This is a genomic window from Pseudomonas sp. K8 (genome assembly GCF_014889455.1).
Taxonomy (GTDB): domain Bacteria; phylum Pseudomonadota; class Gammaproteobacteria; order Pseudomonadales; family Pseudomonadaceae; genus Aquipseudomonas; species Aquipseudomonas veronii.
The window spans coordinates 49,108-72,480 of record NZ_VJWO01000028.1 but is presented as its reverse complement, the minus strand read 5'-3'; the positions used below and the strand labels follow the sequence as shown (position 1 = coordinate 72,480).

21 protein-coding genes are annotated in these 23,373 nt (G+C 62.7%); 8 read left to right on the top strand and 13 right to left on the bottom strand.

All coding sequences use genetic code 11. The annotated features are described in order from the left end of the window. Positions 1 to 17 precede the first annotated feature (17 nt). From INT12_RS18890 to INT12_RS18860, 7 genes are all read left to right on the top strand, one after another. On the top strand, positions 18 to 383 hold the full coding sequence (locus INT12_RS18890; protein ID WP_017848604.1) for a response regulator: 366 nt from the start codon (positions 18 to 20) through the stop codon (positions 381 to 383). A gap of 228 nt (positions 384 to 611) precedes the next feature. Next, positions 612 to 1,193, top strand: coding sequence for an alpha/beta hydrolase (locus tag INT12_RS18885; protein WP_193040577.1), 582 nt, complete (start codon positions 612 to 614; stop codon positions 1,191 to 1,193). 49 nt (positions 1,194 to 1,242) lie between these two features. Then, a complete protein-coding gene (locus INT12_RS18880; protein WP_193058971.1) occupies positions 1,243 to 2,169 on the top strand; it encodes a sigma 54-interacting transcriptional regulator in 927 nt (308 codons plus the stop codon). A gap of 125 nt (positions 2,170 to 2,294) precedes the next feature. Next, a complete protein-coding gene (locus INT12_RS18875) occupies positions 2,295 to 3,077 on the top strand; it encodes a MetQ/NlpA family ABC transporter substrate-binding protein (protein ID WP_017848601.1) in 783 nt (260 codons plus the stop codon). Between the two features lie 579 nt (positions 3,078 to 3,656). Next, positions 3,657 to 4,760, top strand: coding sequence for an efflux RND transporter periplasmic adaptor subunit (locus INT12_RS18870; protein WP_193040575.1), 1,104 nt, complete (start codon positions 3,657 to 3,659; stop codon positions 4,758 to 4,760). Next, the gene (locus tag INT12_RS18865) at positions 4,757 to 5,827 is read left to right on the top strand and encodes an efflux RND transporter periplasmic adaptor subunit (protein WP_193058970.1); all 1,071 of its coding nucleotides are present in this window, start codon (positions 4,757 to 4,759) and stop codon (positions 5,825 to 5,827) included. Before INT12_RS18870 ends, INT12_RS18865 begins: the two co-directional genes overlap by 4 nt. Next, a complete protein-coding gene (locus INT12_RS18860; protein WP_193058969.1) occupies positions 5,824 to 8,889 on the top strand; it encodes an efflux RND transporter permease subunit in 3,066 nt (1,021 codons plus the stop codon). Before INT12_RS18865 ends, INT12_RS18860 begins: the two co-directional genes overlap by 4 nt. 118 nt (positions 8,890 to 9,007) lie before the next feature. Here INT12_RS18860 and INT12_RS18855 read toward each other — a convergent pair whose 3' ends face one another. The 13 genes from INT12_RS18855 to INT12_RS18795 all read right to left on the bottom strand — a co-directional run bounded on the left by INT12_RS18855 (position 9,008) and on the right by INT12_RS18795 (position 21,762). Beyond that, positions 9,008 to 9,634 carry a class I SAM-dependent methyltransferase gene (locus INT12_RS18855; RefSeq protein ID WP_102617777.1) on the bottom strand — a complete coding sequence of 209 codons (627 nt, stop codon included), beginning with the start codon at positions 9,632 to 9,634 and terminating at the stop codon, positions 9,008 to 9,010. A 540-nt stretch (positions 9,635 to 10,174) separates the two neighbouring features. Next, on the bottom strand, positions 10,175 to 10,372 hold the full coding sequence (locus INT12_RS18850; protein ID WP_102617775.1) for a hypothetical protein: 198 nt from the start codon (positions 10,370 to 10,372) through the stop codon (positions 10,175 to 10,177). A 99-nt stretch (positions 10,373 to 10,471) separates the two neighbouring features. Next, complete coding sequence (locus INT12_RS18845) at positions 10,472 to 11,116, bottom strand: methionine ABC transporter permease (RefSeq protein WP_010214125.1); 645 nt, start codon at positions 11,114 to 11,116, stop codon at positions 10,472 to 10,474. Then, a complete protein-coding gene (locus tag INT12_RS18840; protein ID WP_193040572.1) occupies positions 11,106 to 12,221 on the bottom strand; it encodes a methionine ABC transporter ATP-binding protein in 1,116 nt (371 codons plus the stop codon). The genes INT12_RS18845 and INT12_RS18840 overlap by 11 nt, the downstream gene beginning before the upstream one ends. Before the next feature lie 2 nt (positions 12,222 to 12,223). Continuing rightward, a complete protein-coding gene (locus INT12_RS18835; protein WP_017848594.1) occupies positions 12,224 to 13,033 on the bottom strand; it encodes a MetQ/NlpA family ABC transporter substrate-binding protein in 810 nt (269 codons plus the stop codon). Between the two features lie 145 nt (positions 13,034 to 13,178). Then, entirely contained in the window at positions 13,179 to 14,531 is a 1,353-nt protein-coding gene (locus INT12_RS18830; RefSeq protein WP_193041057.1) for an LLM class flavin-dependent oxidoreductase, read from the bottom strand. Beyond that, positions 14,532 to 15,725, bottom strand: a complete 1,194-nt coding sequence (locus INT12_RS18825) for an SfnB family sulfur acquisition oxidoreductase (RefSeq protein WP_193041056.1) — start codon at positions 15,723 to 15,725, stop codon at positions 14,532 to 14,534. Between the two features lie 41 nt (positions 15,726 to 15,766). Then, entirely contained in the window at positions 15,767 to 17,008 is a 1,242-nt protein-coding gene (locus tag INT12_RS18820) for an SfnB family sulfur acquisition oxidoreductase (protein WP_193041055.1), read from the bottom strand. 198 nt (positions 17,009 to 17,206) lie between these two features. Then, positions 17,207 to 17,971, bottom strand: coding sequence for a hypothetical protein (locus tag INT12_RS18815; RefSeq protein WP_104904127.1), 765 nt, complete (start codon positions 17,969 to 17,971; stop codon positions 17,207 to 17,209). Between the two features lie 305 nt (positions 17,972 to 18,276). Further along, positions 18,277 to 19,023, bottom strand: coding sequence for an L-cystine ABC transporter ATP-binding protein TcyN (gene tcyN, locus INT12_RS18810; protein WP_046385059.1), 747 nt, complete (start codon positions 19,021 to 19,023; stop codon positions 18,277 to 18,279). 3 nt (positions 19,024 to 19,026) lie between these two features. Continuing rightward, complete coding sequence (gene tcyL, locus INT12_RS18805; RefSeq protein ID WP_017848588.1) at positions 19,027 to 19,692, bottom strand: cystine ABC transporter permease; 666 nt, start codon at positions 19,690 to 19,692, stop codon at positions 19,027 to 19,029. Next, positions 19,692 to 20,486, bottom strand: coding sequence for a cystine ABC transporter substrate-binding protein (gene tcyJ, locus INT12_RS18800; protein WP_017848587.1), 795 nt, complete (start codon positions 20,484 to 20,486; stop codon positions 19,692 to 19,694). The genes tcyL and tcyJ overlap by 1 nt, the downstream gene beginning before the upstream one ends. A gap of 280 nt (positions 20,487 to 20,766) precedes the next feature. Next, on the bottom strand, positions 20,767 to 21,762 hold the full coding sequence (locus INT12_RS18795; protein ID WP_102617769.1) for a D-cysteine desulfhydrase: 996 nt from the start codon (positions 21,760 to 21,762) through the stop codon (positions 20,767 to 20,769). Between the two features lie 166 nt (positions 21,763 to 21,928). Between INT12_RS18795 and epsC the strand changes: the two genes are divergently transcribed. Next, positions 21,929 to 22,855 (top strand): serine O-acetyltransferase EpsC, encoded by a 927-nt coding sequence (gene epsC / locus INT12_RS18790; RefSeq protein WP_046488766.1) that lies wholly within the window; start codon positions 21,929 to 21,931, stop codon positions 22,853 to 22,855. The last annotated feature ends 518 nt before the right edge of the window (positions 22,856 to 23,373 follow it).

The window sequence follows — 23,373 nt, the reverse complement described above, 5'->3', positions numbered from 1 at the left end:
ATCAATCGAGGTGTGTTATGCGCGTGCTGTTAGTGGAACATGAATCCGAAGAAGCACAGCGGATGGCCCAGGGTTTGAACGAGGCCGGTTATTCCGTGGAAGTCGCGGCCAACGGCATGGCCGCCCAGCGGCTTGTCGAGGGCAACGAGTACGACCTGGTGATTCTGGACGTGATGCTGCCCGGGCAGAATGCCTGGAAGTTGCAGCAGGCGATTCGGCACAAAGGCGAGACGCCGGTATTGTTTCTGACCAGCCCGGGTGGGATCGAAGACCGTCTGCGCGACTTGGAATTGCATGAGGATGATTATTTACTCAAGCCGTTTGAAGACAAAGCGCTGGTCATGCGTGTGAAAAAATTACTGCGTCGCGATCGCGGGCGCTGATAGATGTGTGGCCTGGGCTCTCGCGATCGCGGGCAAGCCCGGCTGTTAAATGTGGGAGGGGGCTTGCCCCCGATGACGGTGGATCAATTGATGAATGCGCTAGTTGATACACCGCCCCTTCCATAGTTTGATTTTTAGTTATTAATAAATAGCTTCTTATTCCTTAACGAATATAAACCCCGTCCCTATACTGTCCAGCAACGTTAAACGCTGCAGGAGGGCACACCCATGCACAGCGAATCGATTCGTTACCTGATCGTGCCGGGCTGGCAAGGATCGCCAGAAGATCATTGGCAAACGCATTGGCAGAACAGCCTGCCCAACAGCGCCCGGGTGGAGCAGGCCGATTGGCTGACGCCGCGTCGCGAAGACTGGGTGGCCGCGCTGGCCGAGGCGATCGCCGCCGACAGCACGCCAGTGATTCTGATCGCCCATAGCCTGGGCTGCATCACCGTGGCCCACTGGGCTGCCACTGCACCGCTGCAGTTTTTGCGGCAGGTGCGCGGGGCGTTGCTGGTGGCGCCGGCGGATGTCGAACGCCCGGCCTGTGCCCCCGCGCTGCGTAACTTCGCGCCGATTCCACACGACCTGCTGCCGTTTCCCAGCCAGGTGGTCAGCTCCGACAACGACAGTGCCGTCAGCGCCCCCAGGGCCATGGAGCTGGCGCGCGACTGGGGCGCTGAAGCCGGCATTTTGTCCGGTGCCGGGCATATCAATGTGAAGTCCGGCCACCAGCGCTGGGAGCAGGGTTTCGCGTATCTCTATCGCCTGCAAAGCCGCCTGGAGCATCACGCCCGGCGCACGGCCTGAACCTTTTTCAACGCCCCGTCCCTGAGCGGATTGGGGGCGGGAGCCCGCCATGAGTCTGCATGAAACCTTCGGTCAGCCGCTGCTGACCTTCCCCGACGCCGAAAAAAGCCCGCTGAGCATCCGCGCCAAGGCACTGGTGTTCGTCGACCCGCGTTCGCGGCAACTGCGCGAAGCGCTGGAACACCTCGCGCCCCGCGCCGTGCCGGTGTTGATCCGCGGCGAGACCGGCAGCGGCAAAGAGTTGCTGGCGCGGCATATCCATCGGGGCAGCGACCGCGCCGGGCTGTTTGTCTCGGTCAATTGCGGCGCGATCAGCCCGACCTATGCCGATGCCGAGCTGTTCGGCTACGCCGCTGGCGCCCACAGTGGCGCGGCGAGCAGCCGGGCCGGCTGGTTCGGCTCGGCCAACGGCGGCACCTTGTACCTGGATGAGATCGGCGACTTGCCGTTGCCGATCCAGGTCAAATTGCTCGCCGCCCTGGAAAACCACGAGGTCACCCGCGTCGGCGCGTATCAACCAAGCCCGGTGGACGTGCGCCTGGTGGCGGCGACCAGCATCGACCTGGCCCAGGCCGTGGCCGCAGGCAAGTTCAATGAGCGCCTGTTCCACTACCTCAGCGAAGGCCGGTTGGACCTGCCGGCCTTGCGCGAGCGGGTCGGCGACATCCTGTCCCTGGCCGAATACTTCCTCGGCATCTACAGCCAGCGCCTGGACCTGCCGGTGCCGCTGATCAGCGACGCGGCCCAGCGCGTGCTGGAACACCACAGCTGGCCGGGCAATACCCGCGAGCTGGAGAACGTCATCCACTTTGCCTTGCTGGTCAGCAGCGGTGACGAAATCTTGCCGGAGCATTTGAACCTGCCGACCGCCGGTTCGCCGCTGGAGCAGGTGCAGCGGATATTCGAAAGCGCCAGTGCAGCCGAGCGGGAAACCTTGCGCAAATTCCTACATGAGCAAAATGGAATATCAACCTGAATAAAAGGTATTGTTCGGGAATAAAAAATCTAGGTATTGTCACTCTCACGCCGCGATAGCACTTCGATGGCACTCCACACCAATACGGTCGTCAGAGACGCCCCGGAATGTCGATAAGGACACTCATGAAAAAGGTTCTGTTGTTTACCGCACTGGCGGCTGCCCTGACTGCGGGCTTCGCCCAGGCCAACGAAAAGCTGATAGTGGCCGCTACCCCGGTCCCACACGCCGAGATCCTCGAGCTGGTCAAGCCGACCCTCGCCAAAGAAGGCGTGGATCTGGAAATCAAAGTCTTCACCGACTACGTACAGCCCAACGTGCAGGTGGCCGAGAAGCGTCTGGACGCCAACTACTTCCAGACCCTGCCGTACCTGGAAAACTTCAACAAAGGTAAAGGCACCAACCTGGTCACCGTAGTGGGCGTACACGTTGAACCCTTCGGCGGTTACTCGAAGAAAATCAAAAACATTTCTGAGCTCAAAGATGGCGCCACCGTGGCCATTCCGAACGAAGGCTCCAACAGCGGCCGTGCCCTGTTGCTGCTGCAGAAGGCCGGTGTGATCACCCTGAAAGACCCGACCAATGCGCTGGCGACGCCAAAAGACATTGCCAGCAACCCGAAAAACCTGAAGTTCAAAGAGCTGGAATCAGCCCTGTTGCCACGCGTGCTGGACCAGGTTGACCTGGACATGATCAACACCAACTACGCCCTGGAAGCTGGCCTCAACCCGGCCAGGGACGCGTTGATCATCGAAGACGCCAAATCGCCGTATGTGAACTTCCTGGTGGCGCGCCCGGACAACAAGGACAGCGCTGCTATCCAGAAACTGGCCAAGGCCCTGACCAGCCCGGAAGTCAAAGCGTTCATCGAGAAGAAGTACAACGGCGCGGTCGTGCCGGCGTTCTGATCGAGCGGTAAAACCTTTCAAGGTTTAAACGCCGACGGCTTGCATAGCGTCGGCGTTTTTTTATGGGTGGAATTTGGAACACGGTCAAAATTGTGGGAGGGGGCTTGCCCCCGATAGCAGTGGTTCAGTCAATGCATCGGTGACTGTCATACCGCTATCGGGGGCAAGCCCCCTCCCACATTTGATTTTTATCTCACAGTGGATTTTCAGCGTTTCACCGCACTCGGGCGTTGATCGCCCTGCGCAATGCCACCAACCATTTCACCAGCTCCTGCGGATCAATCGGTTTCGCTTCGTTCATTGTTCATTCCCTCGAATCACAGACCCCACAACCATAGCCGTCATTGGCCAACCCCGCGAATCCGGCGGTTATCCTGTTGGGCGATATCAATGTGATATTTCGGTATCAAAAATGGACGGTTTATGCCAATAAAGGCCGGGCTACCCGGCGTCTTGAGCGTGGGCATTCGTTTGGCTTCGGAACCATTGGCGTTGGGCGCCATCCATGCACATGGAACCCTGCTAAAAGGTCGTAGTCGCCTACACTCCGGCAAGTTGGCATCACGTAAAGGAGCCTGCATGGGCGGTCACCCTTCGACAGTTATTTTCGCACTTGGCCTGTTGGCGCTGCTGAGCGGCTGCGGCCAGGAAAAAGCCGAGCCCAAGCAGCATGCGCGGGTGTTCGTGCAGACCGTGCAGCCGACTGACTACGCAGTGGCCGTCACGCTGACCGGCGATATCCAGGCGCGGGTGCAAACCGATCTGTCCTTTCGCGTGGGGGGCAAGATCATTCAGCGCATGGTCGATGTGGGCGACCATGTCAGCGCCAAGCAAGTGCTGGCCAAGCTCGACCCCAAGGACTTGCAGAGCAATGTCGACTCCGCCCAGGCCCAGGTCGTGGCCGAGCAGGCGCGGGTCAAGCAGACCGCCGCCGCGTTCGTGCGCCAGGAAAAACTCCTGCCCAAGGGCTACACCAGCCGCAGTGAATACGACACCGCCCAGGCCGCGTTGCGCAGCAGCCAAAGCGCCCTGGCCGCCGCCCAGGCGCAACTGGCCAATGCCCGCGAGCAACTGGGCTACACCGCGCTGTTCGCCGAGGCCCCCGGGGTGATTACTGCGCGCCAGGCGGAAGTGGGCCAGGTGGTGCAGGCCACCGTGCCGATCTTCAGCCTGGCCCGCGAGGGCGAGCGCGACGCGGTATTCGATGTGTACGAGTCGTTGCTGGTGGAACCGCCGGCCGATGCGCCGATCACGGTGAGCCTGTTGGATAACCCCAATATCAAGGTCCAGGGCCACGTCCGCGAAGTTACCCCGGCCGTCGCTGCCAATACCGGTACGGTGCAAGTCAAAATCGCTCTGGAGGCCCTGCCCGCGGGCATGCATCTGGGCTCGGTGGTCAGCGCTACCGCCAACGGTCCGGCCAAGCCCAGCATCGAGCTGCCATGGTCGGCGCTGACCAAAGACCTCAGCGCCCCCGCCGTGTGGCTGGTGGATGGCGACGGCCTGGCGCAGCTGCGCAAGGTCAGTGTGGCGCGTTACCTCACCGGCAAGGTGATCATCAGTGACGGTCTGCAGGGCGGTGAAAAAGTCGTGGTGGCCGGCGGGCAATTGCTGCACCCCGGCATGCGCGTCGAAATCGCCCAGCCGCCCGACTCGGCCCAGGCCCAAGGAGTGCAACCATGATGCGCCTGACCGGCCTGCTCGCCGCCAGCCTGTTGCTGCTGGCCTGCTCCAAGAACGACCCGCCACCCGAGCCCGTGCGCCCGGTGTTGTCCATGGAAGTGAAAGCCGAAGACCAGGAAACCCTCGGCCGTTTCGCTGGCACCATCCAGGCGCGCTACGAAAGCAACCTGGGGTTCCGCGTGCCCGGGCGCATCGCCCACCGCACCGTGGATGTCGGCGCTGAGGTGGAGAAGGGCGCGGTACTCGCCGTACTCGACCCCACCGATCAGCAGAACCAACTGCGCGCGGTCCAAGGCGACCTCGCCCGCGTGCAGGCGCAGTTCATCAACGCCCAGGCCAGCGCCCGTCGCCAGCAGGCGTTGTTCAACCGTGGCGTCGGCGCCCAGGCCCAGTTGGACGCAGCCCAGACCGACCTGAAAACCACCCAGGCCAGCCTCGACCAGGCACAGGCCTCGGTCAACCAGGCCAAGGACCAGCTCAACTACACCCGACTGCGTACCGACCATGGCGGCATCGTTACCGCCTGGAACGCCGAGGCCGGCCAGGTGGTCAGCGCGGGCCAGCAAGTGGTGACCCTGGCGCGCCCGGACATCAAGGAGGCGGTGATCGACCTGCCCGCCGGCCTCGCCGAGCGCCTGCCGCCCGATGTGGTGTTCCTCGTCGCCGGGCAACTCGACCCCAGCGTGAACACCACTGCCACCGTGCGCGAAATCGAGCCCCAGGCCCAGAGCGCCACGCGCACCCGTCGCGCGCGCCTGACCCTGGCCGACACGCCGGCGGCCTTTCTGCTGGGTACGGCGATCAGCGTGACCTTGAGCTCGGCCATCCCACCGCGCATCGAACTGCCGTTGAGCGCCTTGCAGCAAATCGACGGCAAAACGCGGATCTGGCTGCTGGACACCCAAAGCCGGACCGTGCAGCCGCGTGAAGTCACGGTGCTCAGTCGTGACGCCGACTGCGTTGTGCTCAGCGGCGGGGTCAAGCCCGGTGAGCGCATCATCGTCGCCGGTGTGAACAGCCTGCAACCGGGGCAAACAGTCAAGCTCGACGAGGACAGCCCGCGATGAAAGGGCGCTTCAACTTATCCGAATGGGCCCTCAAGCATCAGTCCTTCATCTGGTACCTGATGTTCGTCGCGCTGCTGATGGGCGTGTTTTCCTACAAGAACCTGGGCCGCGAGGAAGACCCTTCGTTCACCATCAAAACCATGGTGATCCAGACCCGCTGGCCGGGCGCGACCCAGGAAGAAACGCTCAAACAGGTGACCGACCGCATCGAGAAAAAACTCGAAGAACTCGACGCCCTCGACTACGTGGACAGTTACACCCGGCCCGGTGAGTCCACGGTGTTTGTGTACCTCAAGGACACCACCAGCGCCAAGGCGATCCCCGAGATCTGGTACCAGGTGCGCAAGAAGATCGACGATATTCGCGGCAGCTTCCCCCGGGGCTTGCAGGGGCCGTCGTTCAACGATGAGTTCGGTGACGTGTTCGGCTCGGTGTACGCCTTTACCAGCGACGGCCTGTCGATGCGCCAACTGCGCGACTACGTGGAGCAGGCGCGCGCCGAGATCCGTGCGGTGCCGGGCCTGGGCAAGGTCGAGCTGATCGGCCAGCAGGACGAAGTGATTTACCTGAATTTCTCCACGCGCAAACTCGCGGCCCTGGGGATCGACCAACGCCAGGTGGTGCAGAGCCTGCAGGCGCAGAACGCAGTGACCCCGGCCGGGGTGATCGAAGCCGGGCCGGAGCGCATTTCCGTGCGGACGTCCGGGCAGTTCGCCTCGGAAAAAGACCTGGCCAACGTCAACCTGCGTCTCAACGACCGCTTCTATCGCCTGGCGGACGTCGCCGACATCAGCCGTGGCTACGTTGACCCGGCGACGCCAATGTTCCGTTTCAACGGCAAGCCGGCGATCGGTTTGGCGATCGCGATGCAGAAGGGCGGCAATATCCAGTCGTTCGGCGAGGCCCTGCACACGCGCATGGACGAACTGACCGCCGACCTGCCGGTGGGGGTCGGCGTCTACAAGGTCTCCGACCAGGCAGAAGTGGTGCAAGAGGCCGTCGGCGGCTTCACCAGCGCGTTGTTCGAAGCGGTGGTGATCGTGCTGGTGGTGAGCTTTATCAGCCTCGGCCTGCGTGCCGGGCTGGTGGTGGCGTGCTCGATCCCGCTGGTGCTGGCGCTGGTGTTCGTGTTCATGGAATACAGCGGCATCACCATGCAGCGCGTGTCCCTGGGGGCGCTGATCATCGCGCTCGGCTTGCTGGTGGACGACGCGATGATCACCGTGGAGATGATGATCACGCGCCTGGAAAAAGGCGAAACCAAGGCGCAGGCGGCGACCTACGCCTACACCTCCACCGCGTTCCCGATGCTCACCGGCACCCTGGTGACCGTGGCCGGGTTTGTGCCGATCGGCCTCAACGCCAGTTCGGCGGGCGAGTACACCTTCACCCTGTTCGCGGTGATTGCCGTGGCGATGCTGGTGTCGTGGGTGGTGGCGGTGCTGTTTGCGCCAGTGATCGGCGTGCATATCCTCAGCGCCAACGTGAAACCCCACAGTGCCGAACCGGGGCGCATCGGCCGCGCTTTCAATGGCGGCATGCTGTGGGCGATGCGCAACCGCTGGTGGGCCATCGGCATCACCGTGGCGCTGTTCGCGGCGTCGGTGTTTTCCATGCAGTTTGTGCAGAACCAGTTCTTCCCGTCGTCGGACCGCCCGGAGATCCTCGTCGACCTCAACCTGCCGCAAAACGCCTCGATCAACGAAACCCGCAAAGCCGTCGACCGCCTCGAAGCGATCATCAAGGACGACCCGGATATCGAGCGCTGGAGCACTTACATCGGCCAGGGCGCGATCCGTTTCTACCTGCCCCTCGACCAACAACTGGAAAACCCCTACTACGCGCAGTTGGTGATCGTCAGCAAGGGCCTGAAGGTGCGCGGCGAGTTGATCGCGCGCCTGCAAAAACGCCTGCGTGAGGATTTCGTCGGCGTCGGCAGCTTTGTGCAGCCGCTGGAGATGGGCCCGCCGGTGGGGCGGCCGATCCAGTACCGCGTTTCCGGCAAAGACACTGACCAGGTGCGCAAGCACGCCATCGAACTGGCGACCTTGCTGGACAAGAACCGCCACCTGGGTGAGATCATTTACGACTGGAACGAACCAGGCAAAGTCCTGCGCATCGAGATTGCCCAGGACAAGGCGCGGCAGTTGGGCTTGTCTTCCGAAGATGTAGCGCAGTTGATGAACAGCGTGGTCAGCGGCGCGTCGGTGACTCAGGTGCATGACGATATCTACCTGATCGACGTGGTCGGCCGCGCCGAAGATGCCGAGCGCGGCACGCCGGAAACCTTGCAGAACCTGCAGATCGTCACGCCCAACGGCGTCTCGATTCCGCTGCTGGCCTTCGCCACCGTGCGTTATGAGCTGGAGCAACCGCTGGTGTGGCGCCGCGACCGCAAGCCGACGATCACCCTCAAGGTGGCGGTGCGCGACGCGATGCAGCCGACCGATCTGGTCAAGCAGCTCAAGCCCGAGATCGATGCGTTCAACGCCGGCCTGCCGGTGGGCTACAAGGTCGCCACCGGCGGCACCGTGGAAGAAAGCAGCAAGGCCCAGGGCCCGATTGCCAGCGTGGTGCCGTTGATGCTGTTTTTGATGGCGACCTTCCTGATGATCCAGCTGCACAGCGTACAGAAGATGTTCCTGGTGGCCAGCGTCGCGCCGCTGGGGCTGATCGGCGTGGTGCTGGCGCTGGTCCCCACCGGCACGCCCATGGGCTTCGTGGCGATCCTTGGCATTCTGGCGCTGATCGGCATCATCATCCGCAACTCGGTGATCCTGGTGACGCAAATCGAGGAATATGAACTGGCCGGCTACACGCCGTGGGATGCGGTGGTGCAAGCCACCGAACACCGGCGCCGGCCGATCCTGCTGACGGCGGCTGCGGCGAGCCTGGGCATGATCCCGATTGCGCGGGAAGTGTTCTGGGGGCCGATGGCCTACGCGATGATCGGCGGGATCATCATTGCCACGCTGCTGACGCTGTTGTTCCTGCCGGCGCTGTATGTGGCCTGGTACAAGATTCGCGAACCGAAGCCGGAACATCAGGAAGAACGCGGTTAAAAATGTGGGAGGGGGCTTGCTCCCGATAGCGGTGCTTCAGTTGGCGCAACTTTGACTGACCCAGCGCTATCGGGAGCAAGCCCCCTCCCACATTTGGAATGTATTGTCAGGCGGTTATTCAGGTTTTGCGCCAGACGCTGGCCAACCAGGGCTGCTGCTCGCGGGGTAGTCCGGCTGGGCGATAGTAGTGCTCCAGTTCCACAAAACCGGCGGCGGTCAGCAACGATTGCCACGCTTCCAAGTCGTGATAAGACCCATATCGCGGCCCATTCCAGCCTTCGCGGTTGTCACCGCGTGGATTGGAACTGAATAACACCCCGCCCGGTTTCAGCGCGCCATGCAGTTGCTTGAGCACACGCGGCAGTTCCTGCTTGGGAATGTGAAACAGCACCGCATTGGCAAAGATCCCGTCGAAGCGTGCGTTGGGTAGGTCCAGCTTCAAGAAGTCCTGCTGCAGCACCTCGCAGCCGCTGTCTTCGCGCGCCATCTGCGCAAAGCGCTCGGAGCCGTCGAGGCCCACGGCGATGTGGCCCATGCGCGTAAAGGTCTGCAAATCCCGCCCCGGCCCGCAGCCGAAGTCCAGCACGGTAAACGGCGCCGCGCCCCGGATATGCCGCAGCAGCGCGTCGATGTTCTGGCTCACATCGTGATCGCGGGTGCCTTCACGGAAGTCCTCGGCCACGCTGTTGTAGTGGTCGAGGGTGGTGGCGGTGATCTGGTTGAGGTCGTCGGGGGCGAGTTTCATGGGGGATGCTTCGAGGGCCAAATGCTGACTATATCCCATGTCCAGTCGACTGCGCCTGAAGGCGCTTATTGAGCCCCCCGCCGACAATCCCCGGCAGCGCTTCGGGCAACAGATTGCGCTTGAATTAATCAGTGAGATTTACGAAGCGGAGTGGCCCAAAGGATCGATAAAGAATCTCCCTCGAAGCGGAAAGCTGGATGAGTGTGAGCCTGCCGCGGGGAGAATTGTTAACGGTAGTTGTCGAATTTTGCCCGTGAAGCGGAATTGCCGCTGCATCGCCAAGCGTGACGGCGGCCAGTGCCAACACCAGCGTCGCGCACCTGGCGCAGGTGGTTATAGTAGACATGGTATTCGCTCCCTGATTCGTCGCAGACGGTGTCGAGTCGATTAAACCTGCATAACCCCCCTCCAACAACTGTCAACCTTGACAGGTCCAAACGAGTGCTCAGCGCGTGTTCAGCCCCCGCGCTTTGTGAATTAATCACAGTGATGAGTAAGGGTGAGGGTGGAAGTCCACTCACACTACATGTCAGTCAGTGTCTATTTGTATTGGAGCTTCTGTGTAAACACATTATTACCCCAGTTAAAGATCGCTCCTTTGTTGAACGTGAAGGAGTTGTTAACGGTAGTTGTTGAATATTGCCCGTGAAGCGGAATTGCCGCTGCATCGCCAAGCGTGACGGCGGCCAGCGCCAACACCAGCGTGGCGCACCTGGCGCAGGTGGTTACAGTGGACATGGCATTCGCTCCCTGATCCGTCGCAGACAGTGTCGAGCCGATTAAACCCGCGTAAACCCCCTCCAACAACTGTCAACCTTGACAGGTACAAACGAGTGCTCAGCGCTTGTTCAGCCCCCGCGCCAAGCGGTCTCCGCCCAGCTGAATCACCGCCACCAGCAGCACCAACAGCACAATCACCGTGAGCATGATCTGCGTATCAAAGCGCTGATAACCATAGCGGTAGGCAATATCCCCCAACCCACCTGCACCAATCGCCCCAGCCATGGCCGAGGAGTTGATCATGGTCACCAGGGTGATGGTGAACCCGCCGACGATCCCCGGTAGCGCTTCGGGCAACAGTACGTGCCAGATGATGTGCCAGCGCCGGCAGCCCATGGCTTGTGCGGCTTCGATCAAGCCGTGGTCGACTTCGCGCAGGCTCACTTCGGCGATACGCGCAAAGAACGGCGTCGCGGCGATGGTCAGCGGCACTACCGCCGCCCACACGCCGTAGGTGGTGCCGACGATCAGCCGGGTGAAGGGGATCAGCGCCACCATCAGGATCAGAAACGGAATCGAGCGGAACAGATTGACGAACGCCCCCAGCACCCGGTTCAGCGCCGGAGCCTGGTAGATGCCGCCCTTGTCGCTGGTGACCAGGAACACCGCCAGCGGAATCCCCACCAGCAACGCGATCAGCGACGACACGCCGACCATCAACAGCGTGTCGATGGCGCCCTGCACTAAACGATCAAACCACATAACCCAACACCTCCACCTGTTGTGCCCAATGCCCGGCGCGGCTGCGCAGTGTGTCGGGGTCATGGGGCGAGCCATTCACCGCCAGCAGCAATTGCCCCAGGGCATGCCCCTGAATCCGTTCCACGCCGCCTTGCAGCAAGCGCACGCGCCCGCCGAGGGCGCCGAACAGCGCGGCCAGGTCGGGTTCATCGGTGGCGCTGCCGGTGAACTGCAAGCGCAGTACCAGCGCGGCGTCAGCCGAGGCCGGCGTGGGTTGCAGGCGGCTTTGCAGTTCTTCCGACAGGCCGTGTTGCAGCGGCGCCAGCAGGGTTCGGCTGACCTCGTGCCGCGGGTTGCCGAATACTTCCCACACAGGGCCTTGCTCGACGATGCGCCCGTGTTCGAGCACCACCACGCGGTCGCAGATCTCGCGAATCACCGCCATCTCATGGGTGATCAACACGATGGTCAGGCCCAGCCGTTGGTTGATCTCGCGCAGCAGGCCGAGGATCGATTGGGTGGTCTCCGGGTCGAGGGCCGAGGTGGCCTCGTCGCACACCAGAATCTCTGGGTCGTGGACCAGCGAACGGGCGATGCCCACGCGCTGTTTCTGCCCGCCGGAGAGTTGCGCCGGGTAGGCCTTGTGCTTGTCCTTCAGGCCCACCAGCTCCAGCAGTTCACGCACCTTCTGCTCGCGCTGCAACTTGGGGACGCCGGCGACTTTGAGCGGCAACTCGACGTTCTGCCACACCGTCTTGGCCGACATCAGGTTGAAGTGCTGGAAGATCATGCCGATGCGCCGCCGCAGTGCCACCAGGCGGTCTTCGTCGAACGCGCCGATGTCGACCTGATCGATCAGCACGCGCCCGCTGCTGGGCTGTTCCAGGCGGTTGATGGTGCGGATCAGCGACGACTTGCCGGCGCCGCTGCGGCCGATGATGCCGAACACTTCGCCGCGCTGGATGGCCAGGTCGATGCCTTGCAGCGCGTGTACCGTGCCGTCATAGGTCTTGCCCAGGTTGATAAAGCGCACATGAGCGCGGTTGAGGTGCGGATGCAGTTCAGTCTGCTCGGCGTTCCTGGGTGGTGTGCCCAGGTCGTGCAGTTGGATGTTGGCGGCCGTCATGTTCAACCCTCCCAGCCGACTTGGTAGAGCTTGCCGAGGGATTTATCCAGGGCGGCGCGCACCACCGGCGAGTGTTGGTAGAGGTCGACGAACTTGATCACCCGCGGGTCGGTTTTGGCTTTCGGCTGGATCACGAACTGGATCACGTATTCCGGGTGGTCGAGGCCGTCGAACAGCAGCGCCGACTCGGCATCGAAGGTCTTGGACAGGCGGATATACGCCGGATAGCCCTGCACCAGATCCGCATCGTCATAGGCGCGCACCAACTGCACGGCCTCGACTTGCAGGATCTTGAGCTGCTTCGGGTTGGCGATGATGTCTTCTTCGGTGGCCTTGTAACCCACGCCCGGCTTGAGCGTGATCAGCCCCGCCTTGGCCAGCAGTTGCAGCCCGCGCCCGCTGTTGATCGGGTCGTTGGCAATCGCCACGCTGGCGCCTTGGGGCAGCTCGTTGAAGCTTTTGTATTTTTTCGAATACAGCCCGACGTTGTTGATGATGCCCGGCGCATACGGCACCAGATCAAACCCGGCGGCGGCCTTGGCGTTTTCCAGGAAGGGGATGTGCTGGAAGTAGTTCACGTCGATATCGCCGGCGGCCAGGCTGACGTTGGGCGCGATCCAGTCGGTGAACTCCACCAGCTCGACGTTCAAACCTTGCTTGCCGGCCTCGGCCACGGCGGCTTCCAGGGGAATCGCGAAGGCCGCGGTGGTGCCGACTTTCAGCGGCGCGTCGGCGGCGAATACTGCCGAGCTGAATAAACCGAGGGCCAGGGCCAGTGCTTTGACTGGGTGAGAGAGCAGGGTCTTTTTCATAATCGAGTTCCAGTCATAAGTAATGGGTGCAAACAATAGAGATCCCATGTGGGAGGGGGCTTGCCCCCGATTGGGGTGGTTCAGCAAACGATGCAGGTGACTGAACCACCGCTATCGGGGGCAAGCCCCCTCCCACATTTTTCGATCAGTGGCGGTAGGTGGCGCCGGTGTGTTGTTCGGGCAGACGGGCGCCGCCGTGGAAGACTTTTTCCCGCAGCGTTCCGGTGTCGTAAGCGGTCTTGTACGACCCACGCCGCTGCAACTCCGGCACCACCAGGTCGATGAAGTCCACATAGCTTTCCGGGGTGACGATGCGCGTGAGGTTGAAGCCATCCAGGCCGGTTTCAGCGACCCAGGATTCCAGCTCGTCCGCCACTTGCTCGGGCGAACCGACCACGGTGATGTAGCGCCCGCCGAGGGCGTGCTGCTCGAGTAATTTGCGGCGGGTCCAATCGTTGTTCTGCAGGTGCTGGGTGGCGGACTGGATCGCGTTGCTCTTCACGTACTGGATCGGTTCGTCGAGGGCGTACTGGGAAAAATCGATCGCCGTGGACGCCGAGAAATGCGCCACGCCGGCTTCCGCGCTGGCATAGCTCAGGTACTCGGCATGCTTGGCCCAGGCCAGTTCCTCAGTGGCGCCAACGATGACGTTGAGGCCCATGAACACCTTGATGTCGTGCGGGTTGCGCCCGGCCGCCACGGCGCTGGCGCGCACCTTGTCCACTTGGAGCTTGGTGCTGGCCTTGTCCCGCCCGCTGATGAACACGCACTCGGCATGCCGCCCGGCGAACACCAGGCCACGCGCCGAAGTGCCAGCCTGGAACAGCAGCGGTGTGCGTTGCGGCGACGGTTCGCACAGGTGATAACCCTCCACCTGGTAGAACTCGCCGTGGTGCTCGACTTTGTGCACCTTGCCCGGCTGCGCATACACCCGCGCCTGCGGATCGTTGAGCACGGCGTCGTCTTCCCAGCTGCCTTCCCAGAGTTTGTACAGCACCTGCAGATACTCATCGGCCTGGTCGTAGCGTCGGTCATGTTCGACCTGTTCGGTCAGGCCCATGGCCTTGGCGGCGCTGTCGAGGTAGCCGGTGACGATGTTCCAGCCGACCCGACCACGGCTCAGGTGGTCGAGGGTGGACATGCGCCGGGCGAACAGATACGGCGGCTCGTAGGTCAGGTTGGCGGTCAGGCCGAAACCGAGGTGTTGGGTCACGGCGGCCATGGCCGAGAGCAGCAGCAACGGGTCGTTGACCGGCAGTTGGATCGACTCTTTGAGCGGCATGTCGATGGCGTCCTGATACACGTCGTAGACGCCGACGATATCGGCGATGAACAACCCGTCGAACAGCCCGCGCTCCAGGGTTCGCGCCAGGTCGGTCCAATACTCGAGGGTTTTGTACTGGGTGGACGTGTCCCGCGGGTGCGTCCACAAGCCGTGATTGATATGCCCGATGCAGTTCATGTTGAAGGCATTGAGCAGGATTTTTTTCTTCGCCATTCAGATGGTCCCCCGCAGTGGCGGGTTTTCATCGTTGAGGTAGTAATTACCCACGGCGTGGTATTTCCAGCGCACCGGGTCGTGCAGGGTATGCACGCGGGCGTTGCGCCAGTGGCGATCGAGGCCGTGCTCGGCCAGGGTCGCCTGGCTGCCGGCCAGTTCGAACAGGGTGCTGCCGGCCGCCAGGGAAATTTCGGTACTCAGGGCGCGTGCTTCGGCGACCGCGATCGAGGCGGCGGCCACGGTCTCGGCGTGGCTGTCGGCCTGGGCGCGGTCGAGAAACTCACCCGCGCGCTCCAGCAAGGCTTCGGCGGCGTGCAGGCGAATGCTCAAGTGGCCGAAGCTCTTCAGCGTCAGTGGGTCTTCGCTGGCCTTGTCGCTGCCGGAGTCGATCCACGGGCGGGTCTTGGTGCGTACAAAGTGCAGCGCGTCCTCGAAGGCGGCGCGGGCGATGCCGGTGTCGATGGCGGCGTGGAGGATCTGCGCCAGCGGGCCGACGGTGGTCGGGCGTTCGAAGGCGCTCTGGAACGGGAGCACGTCGTGCGCTGCGACCCGCACGTTGTCGAACACCACCGAACCGCTGCCGGTGGTGCGCTGGCCGAAGCCGCTCCAGTCGTCGATCACCGTCAGGCCCGCGCTGTCGCGGGGCACGAAGGCCAGGTGCTGGATGCCGTTCTCGTCCACCACGGAGGTCGGGATGCGTTGCGCGTAGATCGCGCCGGTGGCGTAGAACTTGCGGCCATTGATCCGAAAGCCGTCGCCGTCGCGGGTGAGGCGGGTCACGCGGTCGTGGGCGGTCTTGGTGCCCAGTTCCGCCAGGGCGTTGCCGAAGCGCTGGCCGGCCAGCACCTCGGCGTACAGGCGTTGTTGCTGCGCGGGGCTGCCGTTCACGCGCAGCACTTCGAGGGCGTAGAAATGGTTTTGCGGGATCTGGCCCAGCGAGGCGTCGGCCTGGGCGATCAGCGCGATGACCTTGGCCAGGGTGACGTTGGACACGCCAGCGCCGCCATAGGCTTTCGGCACGCTGATGCCCCACAGGCCGGAGCGCGAAAATACGTCCAGTTCGGGCAGCGGCAGGCGGCGCTCGCGGTCGCGCTGGGCGCTGTCGCGGCGCAGGTCTTCAGCCAGGTCGCTGGCGACAATCAGGGCTTGTTCGTCGCTGGTGATGAGCGCGACGTGGGTAGATAAAGTCATCGGTGTTCTCCAGAAGCGCGTGGAAAAAGTGTTCTGGGCGGTTAGATCCAGGAGTGACGAGCCGGCAATGTGCCGTTCAGGCGATAAGCGCCCACCGCGTGATACTTCCAGCGCACCGGGTCGTGCAGGGTGTGGACCCGGGCATTGCGCCAGTGGCGGTCGAGGTTGAATTCGGCGAGGGTGGCGCGGCTGCCGGCCAGTTCGAAGAGTTTTTCGCTGGCCAGCAGCGACACTTCGGTGGTCAACACCTTGGCCTCGGCCACGGCAATCGAGGCGCGTGCGGCGGACTGCGCGGTGATCGGCGCGGCGCTGACCTGGTCCAGCACCTGACCGGCCTTGCGCAGCAGGGCTTCGGCGGCGTGCAGTTCGATCTTCAATTTGCCGATGTCGGCGATCACATACAGGTCATCGCTGGCGCGTTCGACCTTGGCGTCGATCCACGGGCGTGAGCGCTCGCGGACGAACGCAATGGTGTCATCCAGCGCGCCACGGGCAATGCCGGTATCGATGGCTGCCTGGATCAATTGCGAGACCGCGCCCTGGATATTCGGGCTTTGGCCGAGGCGCCAGTTTTCGACCACCAGCTCTGCGTCCACCGGCACCCGGTCGAGCAGCACGGTGCCACTGGCGGTGGTGCGTTGGCCGAAGCCGGACCAGTCGTCGACGATGCGCAGTCCTTGCGTGCCACGGCGCACAAATGCCATGACCTGCTTGCCGTCGTCGTTCAGCGCCTTCACCGCGACCCAATGGGCGAACAGGGCGCCGGTGGAGTAGAACTTCTGGCCGCTGATCACGTAACCGTCGCCTTCGGCGCTGATCCGCGCCTTGAGCTCCAGGGTGTTTTTGGTGCCGCGCTCCGGGCCGCCGTTACCGATGCGCCAGCCGTCGAGCACGCTCTGGAACAGCTGTTTTTTCTGGCGCTCGGTGGCCGCGCCCTGCAGCAGGTGCAGGATGCCGAAATGGTTCTGCGGGATCTGCCCGAGGGCCGGGTCGGCCGCGCTGATGATCGCGAAGACTTCGGCCAGGGTGGTGAACGACACCTGCGGGCCGCCGTACTCGTGGGGAATGGAAATACTGCCCAGCCCACTGCGGGTGAATTGCTCGATCTGCGCCCAGGGCAGCTTGCGCTGCTGGTCGCGCTTGGCGGCCTGTACGCGCGCGGCCTGGGCCAACTCATGGGCCGCGCTCAGCGCTTGGGCATCGTTGCGCAGCACAACGGCCGGCAACAGCAGGGGAGCGACGTCCAGATCACTCTGGGGGGGTGTTAGAGCCAAGTTAGACATCAGCGCCGCTCCTTGGCTGCACGTAATGCCCTGGCGTTCTGCACCGGGGTAATGCTGACCATACCGACCTCGCATTCAATGAAATGGAAACAAAACAATCAGGAATGTCCGGTGGTCCGGTTTATATACCCTAAACGTGTTAAATACTTAAATAAACTAACTTTTAGGAATATGCATAGAAGGGCCGTTACCCACGCTTCAGGGACGACGCGGTTGATAGATCTGCGCGGCGCTGGAAGGGCGCTTCGGCGTCGCCGGCACATAGGCGGCGATGCGCAGTGTGCGGGCCGGCGCCCAGCGTGAGTTATTGCCCACCCGATCGAGAATGCAGTACGTGACGTCCAGCCGGCTGTCGTCGCCGGCTTCGATGATGATCGCCGACGGCACCCACACCTGCACCGCGATGCCGACGGCTCGGGCCTGGATTTTCGGCAGGTCCAGGCGCGCATCGCCCCAGCGCAGGGTGATGGCGTCGCCGCGGGTCATGTTCAGGTAGGGTTCGATGGTCAGCGGAATACCGCGCCGCACCTGGCTGCTGTTGACGCCGTAGCGACGAATCATGTCGGGCAGGCCCACAGGGGCGAGGTTCTGGTTTTCGTCGCTGTACAGCGCGCTCGGTTGGCCGCCCGGGTAGTTGGTCTTGACCTGCACCGTGGTCACCGCTGAGCGTGCGGGGCCGTGGCCGATCTGCATGACCTGGTAGTGAACCCGCGCATGGCCGTCCTGCACAAAGCTTTCCGGCACCCGCAGTTGGGTGGCGGTGCCGACCTTGCACGCGGTGACACGCCGCGAGTCGGCAAAGCAGTTGTTCCAGAACAGCTCGATCAGGTCACCCTCATCCATGCCGGGGTAGGGCGCGATGTCGACTTGCAGTTGTGTGGCGGCCAGGGCGTTGATGCCGTTGCCAAGTGCCTGGGGCAGGGTCGGGGCAGTGAGCAGGGCCGGGGTTGCGGTGCGCGTCATAGTAATCTCCTTGATGCAGCCAGCAGCAATCGTTCCGGACCCTTGGCGCGGGAACGCGACGGGGGCCGAAAGGAACGATTCAGTGAAAAGCCGGGATAGGATCCAATCCTCTGGGCGCTAGATAAGAGCGTTGGCCGGAGGGCGTCAATGGCGGCAAAAGGCTAAACGGCGGGTTTGGGAAGATTCAGAACGGTCTGACTGGGCGCGGGAATTTCGGGGGTGGCGCGGGGGCTGTTTTACCCAGGCAGGCCGGGCGTGTGCGGGAGCGGCTCCCCCACACGCGTTGTGCTGCCGGTGGGCGCGCGTCAATGCGCGAGAAACTTGCTCAGGAACTGTTTCGTGCGTTCTTCCCTGGGGTTGGCGAACAACGCCTTGGCCTCGCCTTGCTCCACGATCACCCCTTTGTCGAAGAAGATCACCCGGTTGGCGACATCCCGGGCAAAGCTCATTTCGTGGGTGACGATCACCATGGTGCGGTTTTCTTCGGCCAGGCTGCGAATGGTCGCCAGCACTTCGCCCACCAGTTCCGGGTCGAGGGCCGAGGTGGGTTCGTCGAACAGGATCACCTCCGGCTCCATGGCCAACGCCCGGGCAATCGCCACGCGCTGTTGCTGGCCGCCGGAGAGGCGCCGAGGGTAGGCGTCTTCCTTGCCGGCCAGGCCGACCCGCGCCAACAGCGTGCGGCCCAGGGCGGTCGCGGCCTCGCGGGGCATCTTCTTGACCACGGTCGGGCCTTCGATGACGTTTTCCAGCGCGGTGCGGTGCGGGAACAGGTTGAAGTTCTGGAACACAAAACCTACGTGCTGGCGCAGGCGCCGCACCAGGCCCTGTTGCTGGTTGAGCGGCTTGCTGCTGTCGATCTCGATGTCACCGACCTTGATGCGACCGCTGGTGGGGGTTTCGAGGAAGTTCAGGCAGCGCAGGAACGTGGTCTTGCCAGAGCCGCTGGGGCCGATGATGGCGACGACTTCGCCTTCCTTGACCTCCAGGTCGATGCCGTTGAGCACCACCTGGCCGTTGAATTGTTTGGTCAGTTTTTCAACCACGATCATGCTTCAAGACTCCAGGTCATGCCGGTTGACCCGGTCTTCCAGACGATTTTGAAAATGCGCCAGGATGCTTGCCAGGACCCAGTAGATCAGGGCGGCGGACAGATACATGGTGAAGATTTCGAAGGTGCGCGCCGACACCAGTTGCGCCTGGCGGAACAGCTCGGGCACCTGGATGGTGGCTGCCAGCGCGGTGTCCTTGACCAGCGAAATAAAGCTGTTGCCCAGCGGCGGCAACGCGGTACGCATCGCTTGCGGCAGGATGGCCCGACGCAGGGTCTGCGCGCGGGTCATGCCGATACTGGCCGCGGCTTCCCACTGGCCGCGCTCGATGGACGCGATGGCGGCACGCAGGATTTCACAGGCGTAGGCGGCCATGTTCAGCGAGAAGCCGATCATGGCGGCCGGGATCGGGTCCAGCTCGATGCCCACTTGCGGCAAGCCGTAGTAGATCAGGAACAGTTGCACCAGCAGGGGCGTGCCGCGAAAGAACGACACGTAGACGCGAGCGACGCCGCGCAGCAGCATGAAGCGCGACAGGCGCATCAAGGCCAGGCCGAAGCCCAGCAGCAAGCCGAAAAACATCCCGCCGAGGCTGAGGATTACCGTGAAATACGCGCCCTTGAGCAGAAAGGGCGCGGAGTCCAGCGCGAGTTGGAAACCTGCTTCCATTATTGAGTGACGTCAGCGTTGAAGTACTTCTCGGACAGCTTCTTCAAGGTGCCGTCGGCGCGCAGTTTGTCGAGCGCCTTGTTCACGGCCTCGAGCAATTCCGGCTCGCCTTTGCGCAGGGCAATACCGGCTTCCTGGCGGGAGAAGGCGTCGCCGGCGGCGGCAGTGTCCTTGGCTTTCTTGGCGTATTCGAGTGCGGCGAGGCGGTCGATCAGAATCGCGTCGATGCGGCCGATGCGCAGGTCCTGGAACTTGGTAGGGTCATCGTTGTAGGTCTTGATGATGGCTTTGGGCTGATTGTCCTTGAGCCATTGTTCGTAGTTGGTGCCCAGGCCCACGCCGACTTTCTTGCCGGCCAGGTCGTCGGCGGTCTTGATGGTGTCGACGTTTTTGGCCAGGGTCAGGGCCTGGATACCGGAGACGGTATAAGGCTTGGAAAAGTCGTACTTCTTCTTGCGCTCTTCGGAGATGGTCACTTGGTTGACGACCGCATCCAGGCGCTTGGATTCCAGGGCGGCGAGGATGCCGTCCCATGGCGTGGCCTGCAGTTTGACCTTGACGCCCAGCTCCTTGGCCAGCGCCTCCGACAGCTCGACCTCGAAACCGCTGAGCTTGCCGCTTTCGTCGACAAAGCTGAACGGTGGGTAAGTGCCTTCGAGACCGATCTTGATCTCACCGGCTTTCTTGATGTTGCCCAACTGTTCGCCGGCCACGGCCTGGCCCAACCAACCAGCGCCGAGGGCCAGGCCCAGAGTGCCGACCAGCAATGTGCGACGGAATACAGAAATAGTCATGAAGAGCCCCTGTGTTGTTATGTTGAGCGAAGCAGGTGACGCGGTAGACGTATCCTGCCTTAAAGCGCGTAGCGCGTCTTCGCCTACGGCGCGATGATAAAGCCGGTTTTTAAGACTTGAAAATAATATAAATCTAAATTGATATTCTATTTTTGAACATGCACTCAATCCAATTGTGGGAGGGGGCTTGCCCCCGATAGGGCCGTGTCAGCTTATGCATGTATCACTGACCCACCGCTATCGGGGGCAAGCCCCCTCCCACATGTTGATCCCTGTTTATTCAGTTAAATACGGCGTTGTAAGCAAACAACGCCGGCGCCCCACCGGTATGCAGGAAAATGATCGGGCCATCCTCAAAGCGCTGACGCCCGATACCGTCCAGCAAGCCGGCCATGGCCTTGCCAGTGTAGACCGGGTCCAGCAGCAAGCCTTCCTGGCTCGCCAATAGCTTGACCGCTGAAAGGGTGCCGGCGTTCGGTTCACCATAACGCGGGCCGAAGTATTCGTCCCACAGGATCACCTTGAAGGCCTCGGGGATGTCCACACCGAGCAACGCGGCGGTGCGTTCGGCCAGGCCCTGCACTTTCGGGCACTGCGCTTCTTCAGTGCGCGATACGGTGATGCCGATCACTGGCAACTGCGGCAGCACTTCGCTCAACGCCAGGGCCAGGCCGCTGTGGGTGCCCGCACTGCCCGAGGCCAAGACCACGGCGGCGAATTCCAGACCGCTGTCTTCGATCTGCGCGGCCAGTTCCAGCCCGGCCCGCACATAACCCAGGGCGCCGAGCGCGTTGGAGCCGCCGATGGGCACCAGGTACGGCTTCTTGCCGTTGCTGCGCAGGCGATCGGCGAGGGCGTTGAGCTGGTCGTCGGCGTTGTCGAGGTTCTCTACCAACTCGACCTTGGCGTCGAACAGGTCCAGCAGCAGACGGTTGCCGTTGCCGAGGTAGTTGGGGTCTTCGGTGCCGGTGGGATTTTCCAGCAGAGCGACGCAGCCCAGGCCCAGCTTGGCGGCCAGCGCGGCGGTCTGGCGCACATGGTTGGATTGGATGGCTCCGGCGGTCACCAGGGTATCGGCGCCCTGGGCGATGGCATCGGCCGCCAGGTATTCGAGTTTGCGCAGCTTGTTGCCGCCCATGGCCAGCGGTGTGGTGTCGTCGCGCTTGACGTAGATGTCCCTGCCCAGCCAGGTCGACAGCCGCTCGAGTTTTTCCAGGGCAGTGGCGCCGCCCAGCAGTTCCAGGCGGTTAAAACGGTCGAGCTGTTGTTTGATCATGGCTACGCACGGTTGCTAAGTGATGGGGCGACTATAGGCAGGCACTTTTCATCGGGCAACCGCCAATCGTTTATGCTTGATGGTTCTTAGCATCGCACCATTGGTTCTTAAGAGCGGCCGGGGTGCCTATCGTAAAGTGATGGCCATTTTGTCAGGAGTGAATACCGTGAGTGAGCGTTCCAGTCATTGGCAATTACCCACCATTGTCAGCCAACTGCGCAGCGCGCGGGACCAGTGGCGAGCGCGCAATGGCCGCATGAGTGGCGAGCACGGCGGTCGCGAGCTGCCTTCGCGCGAGGCCGTGGCGCAGATCCTCGAAGCGCTGTGCGGCGCGCTGTTTCCGATGCGCCTGGGGCCGGTGGACCTGCGTGAGGAAAGTGAAGATTTCTACGTCGGCCACACCCTCGACGTCGCCTTGAATGCCTTGCTCGGCCAAGCGCGCCTGGAACTGCGCTACGCCGCGCGCCAGAGCGGCCAGGATGACTGCGAGGTCGACGCCCGCGCCATCCGCCTGATCCAGGATTTCGCCCTGGCCTTGCCGTCCCTGCGCAGCCTGTTGGACACCGATGTGCTGGCCGCCTACCACGGCGACCCGGCTGCGCGCAGCGTGGATGAAGTGCTGTTGTGCTATCCGGGGATACTGGCGGTGATTCACCATCGCCTGGCCCACCATCTGTACCGCGCCGGCCTGCCGTTGTTGGCGCGCATCAGCGCGGAGATCGCCCACTCGGCCACCGGCATCGACATACACCCCGGCGCGCAGATCGGCCCGAGTTTCTTTATCGATCACGGCACGGGTGTGGTGATTGGCGAAACCGCGATCATCGGCGAGCGCGTGCGTATCTACCAGGCGGTGACGTTGGGCGCCAAGCGCTTCCCGGCGGATGAGGACGGGCAGTTGCAGAAAGGCCATCCACGCCATCCGATCGTCGAGGACGACGTGGTGATCTATGCCGGGGCGACGATCCTCGGGCGGATCACCATCGGCAAGGGCTCGACCATTGGCGGCAACGTGTGGCTGACCCGCAGCGTACCGGTGGGGGCGAACATCACGCAGGCGAATCTGCAGCATGACGACGGCACCCAAAAGTAGCGCACGCCCTTAAACATCACACACAAACCTGTGGGAGGGAGCTTGCCCCCGATAGCGGTGGGCCGCTCAATGCATGTGCTAGCTGACCCACCGCAATCGGGGGCAAGCCCCCTCCCACAGGGTGACTGCGTTTCAAATGTGAGCGGTATTTCAGTCGGCAACCGCTGGATGATTTGCCTCGTTCAATCACCTACCCCTCAGCCTTGCGGCCTATCCATGTTCAATTCATCAGCATGACGACGGCACCCAAAAGATCACACAAAACCCTGTGGGAGGGAGCTTGCTCCCGATAGCGGTGGGCCGCTCAATGCATGTGCTGGCTGACCCACCGCAATCGGGGGCAAGCCCCCTCCCACAGGGTGACTGTATTTCAAATGTGAGCGGTATTTCAGTCGGCAACCGCTGAACGATTTGCCTCGCCCAGGCGTCATACCAGTCCTTGAGCTAGTGTAGGAATCACCTACCACTCAGCCCTGCGATTAGTCCAAAACCGCCTATCCATGTTTAACTTGAACGTT

Excerpts from the sequence above, each read along its gene's own strand:
- INT12_RS18890 (WP_017848604.1), top strand. The coding sequence starts at position 18 with ATGCGCGTGCTGTTAGTGGAACATGAATCCGAAGAAGCACAGCGGATG.
- INT12_RS18885 (WP_193040577.1), top strand. The coding sequence starts at position 612 with ATGCACAGCGAATCGATTCGTTACCTGATCGTGCCGGGCTGGCAAGGA.
- INT12_RS18880 (WP_193058971.1), top strand. The coding sequence starts at position 1,243 with ATGAGTCTGCATGAAACCTTCGGTCAGCCGCTGCTGACCTTCCCCGAC.
- INT12_RS18875 (WP_017848601.1), top strand. The coding sequence starts at position 2,295 with ATGAAAAAGGTTCTGTTGTTTACCGCACTGGCGGCTGCCCTGACTGCG.
- INT12_RS18870 (WP_193040575.1), top strand. The coding sequence starts at position 3,657 with ATGGGCGGTCACCCTTCGACAGTTATTTTCGCACTTGGCCTGTTGGCG.
- INT12_RS18865 (WP_193058970.1), top strand. The coding sequence starts at position 4,757 with ATGATGCGCCTGACCGGCCTGCTCGCCGCCAGCCTGTTGCTGCTGGCC.
- INT12_RS18860 (WP_193058969.1), top strand. The coding sequence starts at position 5,824 with ATGAAAGGGCGCTTCAACTTATCCGAATGGGCCCTCAAGCATCAGTCC.
- INT12_RS18855 (WP_102617777.1), bottom strand. The coding sequence starts at position 9,634 with ATGAAACTCGCCCCCGACGACCTCAACCAGATCACCGCCACCACCCTC.
- INT12_RS18850 (WP_102617775.1), bottom strand. The coding sequence starts at position 10,372 with ATGTCCACTGTAACCACCTGCGCCAGGTGCGCCACGCTGGTGTTGGCG.
- INT12_RS18845 (WP_010214125.1), bottom strand. The coding sequence starts at position 11,116 with ATGTGGTTTGATCGTTTAGTGCAGGGCGCCATCGACACGCTGTTGATG.
- INT12_RS18840 (WP_193040572.1), bottom strand. The coding sequence starts at position 12,221 with ATGACGGCCGCCAACATCCAACTGCACGACCTGGGCACACCACCCAGG.
- INT12_RS18835 (WP_017848594.1), bottom strand. The coding sequence starts at position 13,033 with ATGAAAAAGACCCTGCTCTCTCACCCAGTCAAAGCACTGGCCCTGGCC.
- INT12_RS18830 (WP_193041057.1), bottom strand. The coding sequence starts at position 14,531 with ATGGCGAAGAAAAAAATCCTGCTCAATGCCTTCAACATGAACTGCATC.
- INT12_RS18825 (WP_193041056.1), bottom strand. The coding sequence starts at position 15,725 with ATGACTTTATCTACCCACGTCGCGCTCATCACCAGCGACGAACAAGCC.
- INT12_RS18820 (WP_193041055.1), bottom strand. The coding sequence starts at position 17,008 with ATGTCTAACTTGGCTCTAACACCCCCCCAGAGTGATCTGGACGTCGCT.
- INT12_RS18815 (WP_104904127.1), bottom strand. The coding sequence starts at position 17,971 with ATGACGCGCACCGCAACCCCGGCCCTGCTCACTGCCCCGACCCTGCCC.
- tcyN (WP_046385059.1), bottom strand. The coding sequence starts at position 19,023 with ATGATCGTGGTTGAAAAACTGACCAAACAATTCAACGGCCAGGTGGTG.
- tcyL (WP_017848588.1), bottom strand. The coding sequence starts at position 19,692 with ATGGAAGCAGGTTTCCAACTCGCGCTGGACTCCGCGCCCTTTCTGCTC.
- tcyJ (WP_017848587.1), bottom strand. The coding sequence starts at position 20,486 with ATGACTATTTCTGTATTCCGTCGCACATTGCTGGTCGGCACTCTGGGC.
- INT12_RS18795 (WP_102617769.1), bottom strand. The coding sequence starts at position 21,762 with ATGATCAAACAACAGCTCGACCGTTTTAACCGCCTGGAACTGCTGGGC.